At 37.5% G+C, this 12,095-nt stretch carries 11 protein-coding genes; 10 read left to right on the forward strand and 1 reads right to left on the reverse strand.

What is annotated here, in order from left to right; translation table 11 throughout:
• The first annotated feature begins 2 nt into the window (after positions 1–2).
• Positions 3–1,526: a solute symporter family protein gene (locus tag HF876_RS11405; RefSeq protein ID WP_169360218.1), complete on the forward strand. Its 1,524-nt coding sequence runs from the start codon at positions 3–5 to the stop codon at positions 1,524–1,526.
• A 33-nt stretch (positions 1,527–1,559) separates the two neighbouring features.
• On the opposite strand, the gene HF876_RS11410 is transcribed toward HF876_RS11405, so the two are convergent.
• Entirely contained in the window at positions 1,560–2,114 is a 555-nt protein-coding gene (locus tag HF876_RS11410) for a YhcN/YlaJ family sporulation lipoprotein (protein WP_169360183.1), read from the reverse strand.
• Positions 2,115–2,289: 175 nt separating this feature from the next.
• Here HF876_RS11410 and HF876_RS11415 point away from each other — a divergent pair, with 175 nt between their 5' ends.
• The 9 genes from HF876_RS11415 to HF876_RS11455 all read left to right on the forward strand — a co-directional run bounded on the left by HF876_RS11415 (position 2,290) and on the right by HF876_RS11455 (position 12,082).
• The gene (locus HF876_RS11415) at positions 2,290–3,459 is read left to right on the forward strand and encodes a M20 family metallopeptidase (RefSeq protein WP_169360184.1); all 1,170 of its coding nucleotides are present in this window, start codon (positions 2,290–2,292) and stop codon (positions 3,457–3,459) included.
• A gap of 255 nt (positions 3,460–3,714) precedes the next feature.
• On the forward strand, positions 3,715–4,326 hold the full coding sequence (locus HF876_RS11420) for a TerD family protein (protein WP_169360185.1): 612 nt from the start codon (positions 3,715–3,717) through the stop codon (positions 4,324–4,326).
• Between the two features lie 16 nt (positions 4,327–4,342).
• Entirely contained in the window at positions 4,343–4,918 is a 576-nt protein-coding gene (locus HF876_RS11425) for a TerD family protein (RefSeq protein ID WP_169360186.1), read from the forward strand.
• A gap of 143 nt (positions 4,919–5,061) precedes the next feature.
• Complete coding sequence (locus HF876_RS11430; protein WP_251556372.1) at positions 5,062–6,126, forward strand: HpcH/HpaI aldolase/citrate lyase family protein; 1,065 nt, start codon at positions 5,062–5,064, stop codon at positions 6,124–6,126.
• Positions 6,077–7,444 carry a phosphoribosyltransferase family protein gene (locus HF876_RS11435; RefSeq protein ID WP_169360187.1) on the forward strand — a complete coding sequence of 456 codons (1,368 nt, stop codon included), beginning with the start codon at positions 6,077–6,079 and terminating at the stop codon, positions 7,442–7,444. The genes HF876_RS11430 and HF876_RS11435 overlap by 50 nt, the downstream gene beginning before the upstream one ends.
• A complete protein-coding gene (locus HF876_RS11440; RefSeq protein WP_169360188.1) occupies positions 7,437–8,546 on the forward strand; it encodes a cysteine protease StiP domain-containing protein in 1,110 nt (369 codons plus the stop codon). Before HF876_RS11435 ends, HF876_RS11440 begins: the two co-directional genes overlap by 8 nt.
• Positions 8,543–9,358: an HAD family hydrolase gene (locus HF876_RS11445; RefSeq protein WP_169360189.1), complete on the forward strand. Its 816-nt coding sequence runs from the start codon at positions 8,543–8,545 to the stop codon at positions 9,356–9,358. The genes HF876_RS11440 and HF876_RS11445 overlap by 4 nt, the downstream gene beginning before the upstream one ends.
• A 15-nt stretch (positions 9,359–9,373) precedes the next feature.
• Positions 9,374–10,987 (forward strand): YceG family protein, encoded by a 1,614-nt coding sequence (locus tag HF876_RS11450; RefSeq protein WP_169360190.1) that lies wholly within the window; start codon positions 9,374–9,376, stop codon positions 10,985–10,987.
• Between the two features lie 39 nt (positions 10,988–11,026).
• The gene (locus HF876_RS11455) at positions 11,027–12,082 is read left to right on the forward strand and encodes a toxic anion resistance protein (protein ID WP_169360220.1); all 1,056 of its coding nucleotides are present in this window, start codon (positions 11,027–11,029) and stop codon (positions 12,080–12,082) included.
• Positions 12,083–12,095: the final 13 nt, after the last annotated feature.

Below are 12,095 nucleotides of genomic sequence, written 5' to 3' on the forward strand. Positions count from 1 at the left end.
GCATGAGTACAGTCGGTCTTATATTTTTTGTAGGAATCGTAGCTTTAACTCTATTTGTCACATACATTGCGTCCAAACGAACTAACTCTGCTAGTGAATTTTACACTGCCGGTGGAGGTTTGTCTGGCTGGCAAAATGGGATAGCCATCGCAGGAGATTACCTTTCTGCTGCATCATTCCTCGGAATTGCCGGAGCTATCGCACTTTTTGGTTTTGATGGTTTCTTCTATAGTATAGGTTACTTAGTAGCATATTTAGTTGTACTTTACATCGTAGCAGAGCCTCTAAGAAATTTGGGGAAATATACGCTAGCCGATATGATTAATGCACGCTTTAACCAAAAGAAAGTACGTGGAGCTGCCGCGATTAGCACTATTACAATCGTTTTGTTCTATATGATTGCACAGCTTGTGGGTGCAGGTGCACTAATACAACTATTACTAGGCATTGATTACTGGATTGCTGTACTAATCGTAGGAACAATGATGACCATCTATGTTCTTTGGGGTGGAATGGCTGCAACGAGCTGGGTACAGATTATTAAGGCTGTATTGTTAATGATTGGGACAGTCCTTATCTCGTTTTTAGTATTATGGAAATTCAACTTTAATATCCTTGGTATGTTCACTGAGATGAAAACGGTTACAGAGCAAGGAGAAAACTTCTTAAATCCTGGAGTAAAGTATACGAATGGCTTGGACACAATTTCTATGATGATCGCATTAGTATTAGGAACAGCGGGCTTACCTCATATTCTTATGCGATTCTTCACAGTAAAAGATGCTAAAACTGCCCGCTCTTCTGTGGTGTATGCAACATGGATTGTAGGTATCTTCTATGTTCTTACTATTTTCCTAGGTTTCGGAGCTGCTTACTTTGTAGGAGCTAGCGACATTATGTCTGCAAACTCAGCAGGAAACATGGCAGCACCATTACTAGCGCAGGCACTAGGAGGAGATATCCTCATGTCTTTCGTATCTGCTGTTGCCTTCGCCACTATATTAGCAGTAGTAGCAGGACTAGTGCTATCAGGTGCATCTGCATTTGCCCATGATATTTATGGACAAATCATAAAGAAAGGAAAAGCAACTGAAAAACAGCAAATGAGAGCGGCTCGTTTTGCTTCTGTTGGGGTCTCACTTCTATCTATTGTTTTAGCCTTAGGAGCACAAACGATGAATGTTGCGTTCTTAGTTTCACTAGCATTCTGTATCGCTGCAAGTGCTAATTTACCGGTGATCATCTACACCATCTATTGGAAAAAGTTCAATACCACTGGAGCTATGACAGCAATTGTCACCGGGCTAGTTACTGCTCTAGTATTAGTTTCCTTAAGTCCAAACCTTTGGGGAACAGATGGCACTCATTTATTTAATGGTACAGCTCTTTTCCCATTAACTAACCCTGCGATTTTTTCAGTACCTGCTGGGTTCTTGGGTGGCTATATAGGCACATTTATAGGAGCAAGAGCAGATCAGAAGAAATATGCAGAGGTCGATGTCAAAGCAAATATCGGGTTAAAATAAGAAAAAGGCGAAGAGAATTACCTCTTCGCCTTTTTATTCAGGTGAATGTGCGTCTGGGAATACACGGTGTACTGTATCATTAAACTCTTGAAAAAAGCCTTCAACCGGCTCCCCTTCTTTAATCTTTGTTCCGTACTCTTCCATACGGCCAACAAAATCAGGATCCAAAGATACATACACGTTCTCAAAATTTAAATTACCTTTACCTTCTTTAGCTTTTTCAGATATACGAGTTTTTAACTCATCGTTATCTTCTGTTCCTTCTTTCGCTTTAACAGCAACATATGCATTTGTATCCGTCACTAACACATGAGCAACATCTACTTCATCCAATTCTGCAATTTTTGCAGCCACGTCATCTGCTACATCAACCTTTTGATCTCCGTTTGTAGAAACGTCTTTTCCTTCTTCTTCACCAATTTCTCCATCGTTCCCAGTATCAACTGTTGCATTAGGATCCATATTCCCATCTTGTGTTGTATCTGTTGTCGTATCTGTTGCTTTGTCATCCTTAGCATCATCATTTCCACATGCTGTTAAGAACCCTATTATAAGAATAGCGATTAATATCTTCATCTTTTTTATCATTTTATTTTCTCCTTTTCAATAAATTATTACAGTCGTATGATGTGAGTTCTGTAAGAAAATATGCACCCTAATAAAAAATAGATTATTTAAATAATTTAAAATAGACTTTCTATTATCTGTTATAATTTTTAGAAGGAATTGGTTAACTAAAATTATATAAAAGAGGTGTTTTAAGATGACTAATGATTTATTTCGAAGATTAGAAGCAGGCTTTAATGACATGGTAACAATTAGAAGGTATTTACATATGCATCCTGAGGTATCCTTTCAAGAGACTAACACTGCCAAATATATTCAAAACTTTTACTTACAACTTGGTATACCTTTTGAAGCCAATGTGGGCGGAAATGGTGTTGTCGCAAGAGTCAAAGGGGCACGCCCTGGGAAAACGGTTGCTTTGCGTGCAGACTTTGATGCACTACCCATTCAAGATGAGAAGGAAGTTCCGTATAAATCTACAGTACCTGGTGTAATGCACGCCTGTGGACATGATGGACATACTGCTACACTGCTCATTCTTGCCCGTACTATTCATGAGTTAAAAGATGAACTGAGTGGAGAATACGTATTTATACATCAGCATGCGGAGGAATATGCACCAGGTGGCGCAAAACCAATGATAGAAGCTGGCTGCTTACATGACGTAGATGTAATTTTTGGTACCCATTTATGGTCTCAAACTCCCCTTCACACAATTGCCTATCGCTCCGGCCCAATTATGGCTGCAGCAGATCGTTTTATCATCAAAATTCAAGGGCGCGGTGGTCATGGCGCTAATCCTCATGACACAAAAGATGCCATTTTGGCTGCTTCACAACTAGTAGTTAATTTGCAGCAAATTGTCTCAAGAAGAGTCAATCCGGTAGAGTCGGCTGTTCTTTCTGTCGGTTCATTTGTTGCCGACAATGCATTTAACATTATCGCTGATTCGGTTAAATTGAGCGGAACCATTAGAACATTTACTTCTGCTGTAAGAGATTTAATGGAGAATGAGTTACGACGCGTGTTAGACGGAACTTGTCTGACTGCAGACTGTACCTATACACTCACATATGAAAGAGGATACCCTCCAGTCATTAACCATAAAGAAGAAACAGAATATCTTGCTGAAATAGCAAGACAAATCCCAGATGTCAAAGAGGTAAAGGAATCGGAGCTTTTAATGATTGGTGAGGATTATGGCTATTATCTCGAACAAATTCCAGGGACGTTTTTCTTCACCGGAGCTATGCCTGATGGAGATGTCTACCCACATCATAGCCCGATGTTTGATTTTGATGAAAAGGCCATGCTAACAGCAGCTAAAACGTTAGGGCATGCCGCTATTCTCTATCAAAAGAAATAAAGCTCGGATGAAGCAACAAGTGACTCACACTTAACTTCTGCGTGGCTCTGCTTGAAAACTTCAGGAGAAAGCAGAAACCGAATTTAAATTGTCACAGTCTTTGTTCTGATATCGGCTTATATATTTCCAATTTCCCATGTAAACCGTTAAAATATATTAGTATGAATAACGATAAAAATTTTATTACTTAATGAAACTATTTAAGCGGTAGTTACGTAAAATTAATTAAATAAAGAAATTTGGGGAGGTTTATCAATGGCTATTAATCTTGTAAAAGGACAAAAAATTGATCTTACTAAAGGTAGGTCTTCTTTAAAAAGTGTCATGGTTGGACTTGGATGGGATCCAGTAAGTCAAAAAAGCGGTGGGTTTTTAGGTAGTCTTTTTGGCGGTGGTTCTAGTGGCGCTGCTATAGACTGTGACGCTTCAGTTCTACTTTTAAACGAAAATGGAAAGTTATCTTCCAAACAACAATTAATATATTTTGGAAACAAAACTTCTAACAATGGCAGCGTGGTACATATGGGTGACAACCGTACCGGAGATGGTGACGGAGACGATGAGGTAATTAACGTAAACCTTAAATCAGTTGCAAGTTCTGTTCATAGACTTTTATTTGTCGTTAATATTTACCAAGCAAAACAACGAAAACAAGATTTTGGCTTGATAAAAAATGCATTTATTCGTTTAGTGGACAACGATACAAGACAAGAATTAGTACATTATAATCTTTCTGATAATTATTCTGGGAAAACTTCACTTTTCCTTGGGGAACTATATCGCGATGGTGAAGAGTGGAAATTCTCGGCTATTGGAGAAGGTACAGCAGACACTGATATTTCATCTATAGCAAACAAATACTTATAAGGAGTGGGATATAAACATGGCTATTAATTTATCTAAAGGACAAAAGGTAGACTTAACTAAAGGTAATCCAGGGTTAACAAACATTATTGTAGGTCTAGGCTGGGATACAAACAAATATGACGGCAGAAACGACTTCGACCTTGACTCTTCCGTTTTCTTACTAAATAGCAGCGGAAAATGTGCATCTGAGGCTGATTTTATTTTTTATAACAATACTTCAGGTAGTAATGGAGCAGTTGTTCATACAGGAGATAATCGCACAGGCGAAGGAGATGGCGATGATGAGCAAGTTAATATAAACCTTGCAAACGTTACAAGTTCTATTGAAAAAATTGCTTTTAGCATTACTATTCACGATGCAGAAGCTAGAGGTCAAAACTTTGGTCAAGTAAATAATTCATACGTACGAATTATCAATGCAGACACTCAGGAAGAACTAATTCGCTACGATTTAGGAGAAGATTTCTCAATTGAAACAGCAGTAGTTGTAGGTGAATTGTATCGCCACAATAACGAGTGGAAATTTAATGCAATTGGTAGCGGCTACCAAGGTGGATTAGGAGCTTTAGTTTCTGACTTTGGCTTAAACTAGTTAAATCTTTTCTAAAGCAAGGGTTTTCTCCTTGCTTTTTTTTTACAAAGAGTATATTTAATAGAACTTGGGTGACCTATAGCCCCTTCTTCTTTCAAGGAGTGATTACCATCAGACATTTTAAGGGTTTAAGTGAAAATGAAGTGAATAATTTTTTTCATCTACCTCCTAAAGAATTTTCAAAAACGACAGACAAGCTAAAATTGGGGATTGCTATGGGTGCCACTTTATATATTCCTGGCCTAATGAGTAATTTTTCTTCAAAACTAATCAAGAGATCTTTTGAAAATCTTACTAGTGTAATTATGTGTTTAGAGGATTCTATTTCAGATAACGCGCTAACAGAAGCCGAAAACAATGTAGTAGAACAACTGCACACCTTAGCTGAAGCGATCAGCGCAAATGCTACCCTACAGTATGATTTGCCCCTCCTATTTATAAGAATTCGAAGCGTAGACCAGTTACAGAGAATTGCTAGTCAGTTAGGAAATGACTTAGACCTTATCACGGGTATAGTCTTCCCTAAATGTAATTCTACTAATGCTAATGATTTCTTTTCATGCTTGGATTCCTTAAACCAAGCAAGATCCGTTACGCTATATGGTTTGCCTATTATTGAATCAAAAGAGATTATTTATAAAGAGTCTCGACAAGAGGAGCTCCAAAAGCTTTATAAGATTTTCTTGAATTACGAACGTCTCATATTAACCATTAGAGTTGGGGCAACAGACTTCTCTAGCCTTTTTAGCCTTAGACGGCCATATAATAGAACTGTTTACGAGCTACAATTAATTGGAGATTGTTTAACAGAAATTCTAAACACTTTTAGACGCTATGAGGATAACTTTATAATTTCAGGTCCTGTATTTGAATACTTTGATGATAAAAGTAAGGACATCTTATGGGAAGAAGTTCAACTAGACCTTTTGAATGGATTTTACGGTAAAACGTGCATTCATCCAAGCCAAGTAGATATCGTTAATGCTGTCTATCCTGTTTCTAAGGAGACGTTTGACGACGCTAGCATGATCGTTGGAAACAGATATGGAAATAATGGAATTTTAAGTAGCCCTTCAAAAAATAAAATGAATGAGGTTAAACCTCATTATAGTTGGGCTTTAAAAATACTGGCGCAAGCAGAAATATATGGGGTGCTAAATGAAAATGTTACCACACACGACTTTATTGGCTACATCAAGAACATATAATTTACATGGAAATTTAAAGCTAACCATTGATGTTCAAAATAATCCGTACAACCTTAATCCAGATAAGCTTTTTGAAATGGGAGTAAGAATAAATAAAAAAAGACAATTTCTCTTTATTAGTCGCCTGCTCGGGAAACACCTACCAGTAGACCCTTCTCTTTCACTAGGAACTGGGACTGTTCTTGCTTCTATGTTAATGGAAAATGAAGGTTTACCTGCTCATCCACAGTTAATGGATATTATTCAAATGATTGATTCCGGCCAGTCAGACCGCACGCTTAGCCTTAGCTCTTTAAAATATAAGGTTAAATTACCGTCTAATACTGTCTTTATAGGCTTCGCAGAAACTGCCACCGGTTTAGGTCATGCTGTTTTTAATCATTTTGATGAGGCTCAGTACATTCATACTACGCGTGAAGAAATCATCAATCTCTCCCCTTCTTTTGTTTTTGAAGAAGAGCATTCTCATGCTACCTCTCACCGAGTATATGCTTCAGAGAACGTGTTAAAGGAAGCGGAAACGATTGTACTTATCGATGATGAAATAACCTCTGGCCTCACACTTTCCAATTTAATTATATCCTTAAACGAAAAGTTCCCAAAAAAGCAGTTTAAAATATTGTCTATTCTGGATTGGAGAAGTGTAGAAAATATAAACAACTTTACTGACTTAATGAAACAAAATGGGATTCATGCCGAAATAATCTCCATTCTTTCTGGTCAATTCACTCTACACAATACAGCTACCATCAAAGAGGAAGTCATACCTTACCTAAAAGGGGGAGAAGAAGTTCATGTGTCTTTAGAGGATGACATCCCCTCTCAGTGCACCACTCCCTATTTTAGCGAACATGCAATTTATAGCACTCTCACTGGTAGATTTGGCCTGACGAGTGAAAGCCATGCAGCAATGGACGACTGGATACATAAATTACTTGAAAAGCTGAAATTAGATAGGGATAAACCAACGCTTGTAATAGGCATAGGAGAAAACATATATATTCCAAGCCGTATTGCTCTCGCACTAGGTAAACATACCAAGATCCAAACAACGACTAGAAGCCCAATCTTTGCAAAAAATGAGGAACACTATCCAATTAAAAGTAAGTGTAAATTTATTTTGCCTGATTCAAATGATGTTGAACAATACTTATATAACGTTGCAGAACATGAATTTGAACAAATCTTAGTAGTAGCAGAGTCTGTAAAAAATAAAGAAACCTGGTCTCCTTTACTAAGCTATTTGCACAGCAAAGGATTGGTCACATGGTTATCCCTTACATCGCCAGCTAACAGAGGGGGATTAGAGGATGCTTAAGACTGATCACTTAGTTAAAACTAGTTACTCACCAGAAGACATTACCTTCTTACTAAAGGATATGTCCAAAATTCAAATTGAATCGAACATAGATAATCGAGAAAAGGCATTTTCTTTAGGGCATCATTACTCTGAGTCCTTACCTATAGAATATCGACCCTCTCCAGAGTATCTACGTCTATACAATCAGGCTATGAACCAGCTTTCTAGCTATATAGCTCAATTAGTAGGCATTGTCACTAGACGCGTCCACAAATATGCAGGAACGGATCAAGTCGTCATCATTTCCTTGGCACGCGCAGGAAGCCCAGTAGGAATTTTAATGAGAAGATATGCTCGTACTTTTTTAGGCTTAGACTGGCCACATTTTAGCGTATCCATCTTAAGAGGAAAAGGGATTGACGAAAATGCTATAAAAACAGTGCGTGATCTATACCCGAACCATCATTTACAATTTGTAGATGGTTGGACAGGAAAAGGTGCCATTCAAAAAGAGTTGACCAAATCCGTTCAACAATTGAATGAACAAGGTCTTCACTTAAACGATGACCTTGCAGTCCTTTCCGATCCTGGTGGATGTGCAACGTTATATAGCACAAGAGAAGATATTCTAATACCTAATGCCTTTTTAAATTCTACAGTATCTGGCTTAATCAGTAGAACTATTCTAAATAACGCCTATCAGTCACCAGAGGATTTTCATGGGGCCAAGTATTACGCGGAGCTTGAGGATGAGGATGTTTCCAACTCTTTTGTCGATCAAATAACTGCTCATTTTTCTACTGAAGAGGAAAATATCCTAAAGCAGTTCAATGAATTCCCTATTAAGAACGAAAGAACCTGGTCAGGCATGCAGGTAGCTCAAGAAATCGCACACAAATATTACAAAAACTCTGACCTCACCAAAGTAAAGCCTAGTATTGGGGAAACGACTAGAACGTTATTAAGAAGGAAACCTCATAAAATTCTCTTAAGAGATGAAAATGAGGAAGCTGTTAAGCATATTTTAAGCTTATGCCAAGAAAAAAATATACCTATTGAAATAATCCCTGACCTTTATTACCGTGCTATTGGGCTTATAGAATCGGAGGAATTAATATGACTATTCTATTTGCGAGTGATTTAGATCGAACACTCATATATAGTAAAAAATCTAGAGGTCTCGAAGTAAGTGAACAGGATCTAGCCATAGTAGAGTGGCGTGAGAACAATCCGACAGCATTCATGACCAAGGAAGGACTAGAAATTTTTAAAGAACTCTCCTCTTCCATTGAATTTTTGCCAGTCACAACTAGAACTAGTAAACAATATGAACGCTTGTTTAGATTGTATAATCCTCAGGAGAAGCCAACATACTCCATTGTCTCCAATGGAGCTGTAATATTAGAAAATGGTAAACCTATTCCGGAATGGTCTGATAAAATAGAGGTACAGCTTGAGAACGACTGTACCTCTGTCTCTCACGTACTTTCACAGATTGAACCTTATATTCAAAGAGGCTCCGTCTTAAAATCCTTACAGGCAGAGAACTGGTTTGTGTATATGATTATAGATGAGGAGAGATTTACAGTTGAGGACTTGGAAGACCTATCCCAACTCTTTTACAAGCAAGGCTTCACCTTGTCTAAACAAGGAAGAAAGTTGTACGTAATGCCTAATTGTATTAACAAGTCTCTCGCTCTTGAGTTTGTAGCTGATCGAGTAGAGGCAGAAACAGTAATTGCAGCAGGTGATTCATTATTAGATTTAGATATGGTTTTAAGTGCTGATTACGGTTTCATCCCTCAGCATGGAGAAGTTATATTAAATAATTCGCACCTCCCATCTCACGTCCAAGTAACCGATCAAACTGGTGTATTGGCAGGTGAGGAAATAATAAAAAAAGTTCATAATATTTGTTATAATATGTATTAACAGGAGGTAAAACCCATGGTGAAGTTAAATCCAATAAGGATGCAGTCGTGGGATTCATCTAACATTGGGAAATGGCTAAAAAACTCTTTAGAAGACCCTAGCATAGTGACAGTCGATCAAGATAGCCTGACATATCCCCAGTTATTATGCCAATTTATTGGTGTTTCTATGGATGAAGATGAGTATTTTACTATTTTGCATACACAATTAAATGATTCTGATGGTAAGCTGATTAATCTTACTAATTCTCTTAATAAAAATATTGCACCTGATAAACTACGTGCTATTAATCAGCTTTTTGAAATACATCGGCAGGAAAAAGGACTGTCTCCTAATCGAATGGTTGCCTTTTTGGAAGGTCATTTTTTACTCCCAAAACTCAATGATACCGATTTAAATAGACGTATAAGGATTGTTTTAATCGATTTATTAAAACAGCTCCAATCTAACTATGTTGAAGGGACACAGCACCATGAGTATCGACGGATAACGATTGATATGATTAAATGGATATTCAATCATGTCGAGCCTGTTTTAGAAAAATTAGACTTTCAAACTGGTCTGCCCGGCTTCCTCTGGTACGGTGATGCTACTCCTAGTGAGAGATGGTTTCTAAAGTTTTTAGGAGCTTATGGATTTCATATCGTCATATTTAATCCCTGCGATGAATCCTGGCCAATGCAAATGCTTGGAATAGATGAGGAACATTCCTTTAAATTTCCCAAAATAGCAAGCAAGCCAAGTGAATTTCCAAATGAGATGCCTAAAATTGCTGGTACAGTTGCTTTTAGAGCTACTCAAGAAATAAATGAACTCTTGCATCACGATGATTCAGGTCTTTATAAGCCTTTTCAATTTAAATCATATTCCATAAATTCCTTAAGGTTAAAAACCACCGAGGATGAAGCATTCTTAATAGCTAAAGAACGTGCAATGATTCGTCCTCACTTTCAAGTAAGCAGTCAGCAAGTAACTATTCCCGTCGTTTTTGCTAAATACATGGGAATAGACCGCAATCGAAAGCGTTTTTGGAACAACGTGCATTCCTTAACCTCTCGAGAGGATACCCATGTGATTCGTCAATTCCCATTTACTAAGGAACAAAAGGCAAATCCAGTTTTTCATTATCGAAATGCTTTAAACTCTGACGGAATGTTAGATCCTGAGATTATGAAATCTTCTAATTGGTGGTCTTATGGTAAGCTACCTTCAGGTACACAAACAGCGATAGGTGAAGCCATTGCTAAGCATGTGCGTGATCCCATTCTTATTCCTCAGGGAAACGAAACACATGAGGAATTACAATTATATGCGTTCTCTCAATCCATGTTTATACCTGATTTTGTTATACGTCTGTTTCAAACGTTTGATTACCCTCAATATGTTCCAACTATCTTCCTTTATAATGAAGAAAAGGGACCCGAGTTGAGTAGAGCAGATGCAAACGCTCTATGCATCATGCATCATCTTGGTTTAGATATTATATTGGTAAATCCGCAAGGACATTTGGATATAGAAAAATGGGTTCAAGAAGGAATGTTTGATCTGCACTGGATGGATGATAGATCCTTCAATGAGCCTTTTAAAGAAGAGAATGTAGTAAGTAAGATTTTTAAAAAATTTAGATGATATAGGGGTTGAAGTAGTTTGGAACTAGAAAAATTAGAAATGGACCAAAAGGAACAGCTTTTAGAGGAAAGCAATGAACTCAAAACACAATTGAAGAGAGATCCTCAGGTTTTACAATTGGTTGCGAAAATTGATCCTAAAAACCAAGTAGAGTTGTTAGAGTTTGGTCGCGAGCCAGCAAACGAAATCTCTGCTTTTACAGGAAGAATTTTAAACACAATAAAATCTAGTAGTATGGAAGAATCCAGCGAGCTTTTAAAACAGCTTGGTAAAATTATGGATAAGTTCGATAAAAAAGATTTTGTAGAAAAGCCATCTCTATTGAGCAAGGTGTTCAAAAAGGGTGAGAAGCTAATTGAAAAGCTCTTCAATAAGTATCAAACAATGGGGAAAGAAATAGACAAAGTCTTCATTGAAATTACGAAATATGAAAAAGAGATGAAAGCTTCTACTCAAACGTTAGAAGAACTCTACGATAAAAACTTCACTTATTTCATGGAGCTAGAGAAATATATTGTTGCAGGTGAATTAAAGCTTAACCAGTTACGCCAGCAGCTCCCTGCCCTACAGGAAAAAGCAGAGAGAGGCGATCAGCTTGTTTTAATGGATTTAAATTCCCTTCAAAATGCCATTGAGCTACTAGATCAAAGAATTTATGACTTAGAAATGGCTAAACAAGTTGCCTATCAGTCTGCCCCTCAAATCCGAATGCTGCAACGAGGTAATACCAAGCTTATAGGGAAGATTAACTCTGCATTTGTGACTACCATTCCTATATTTAAAACTGGTCTAATCAATGCTATTTCTGCCAAACGACAAAACTTGGTTGCCCAATCGATGAGTGAATTAGACCGTCGAACAAACGAAATGCTGTTAAGAAATGCGAATGACATTTCTAGGCAAAGTGTAGATATCGCCAGAATGTCAGGTCAGCCTAGTATTAAAATTGAAACGATTGAGCAAACGTGGGAAACGATTATGCGTGGGATGAACGAAACAAAGGCGATTGAAGATGAAAACCGTAAAATGAGAGAACAAGGTCGTCTTCGATTAGAAGAGCTTCAAAAGAAATATGAAGATGGTCAAAGAAAATAAACACTTACTCAGT

This window comes from Psychrobacillus sp. BL-248-WT-3 (assembly GCF_012843435.1).
Taxonomy (GTDB): Bacteria; Bacillota; Bacilli; order Bacillales_A; family Planococcaceae; genus Psychrobacillus.

What these genes read in the sequence shown, in the direction of transcription:
- HF876_RS11455 (WP_169360220.1), top strand. Translation starts at nt 11,027, where the DNA reads ATGGACCAAAAGGAACAGCTTTTAGAGGAAAGCAATGAACTCAAAACA.
- HF876_RS11440 (WP_169360188.1), top strand. Translation starts at nt 7,437, where the DNA reads ATGCTTAAGACTGATCACTTAGTTAAAACTAGTTACTCACCAGAAGAC.
- HF876_RS11435 (WP_169360187.1), top strand. Translation starts at nt 6,077, where the DNA reads ATGAAAATGTTACCACACACGACTTTATTGGCTACATCAAGAACATAT.
- HF876_RS11405 (WP_169360218.1), top strand. Translation starts at nt 3, where the DNA reads ATGAGTACAGTCGGTCTTATATTTTTTGTAGGAATCGTAGCTTTAACT.
- HF876_RS11450 (WP_169360190.1), top strand. Translation starts at nt 9,374, where the DNA reads ATGGTGAAGTTAAATCCAATAAGGATGCAGTCGTGGGATTCATCTAAC.
- HF876_RS11425 (WP_169360186.1), top strand. Translation starts at nt 4,343, where the DNA reads ATGGCTATTAATTTATCTAAAGGACAAAAGGTAGACTTAACTAAAGGT.
- HF876_RS11445 (WP_169360189.1), top strand. Translation starts at nt 8,543, where the DNA reads ATGACTATTCTATTTGCGAGTGATTTAGATCGAACACTCATATATAGT.
- HF876_RS11420 (WP_169360185.1), top strand. Translation starts at nt 3,715, where the DNA reads ATGGCTATTAATCTTGTAAAAGGACAAAAAATTGATCTTACTAAAGGT.
- HF876_RS11415 (WP_169360184.1), top strand. Translation starts at nt 2,290, where the DNA reads ATGACTAATGATTTATTTCGAAGATTAGAAGCAGGCTTTAATGACATG.
- HF876_RS11410 (WP_169360183.1), bottom strand. Translation starts at nt 2,114, where the DNA reads ATGATAAAAAAGATGAAGATATTAATCGCTATTCTTATAATAGGGTTC.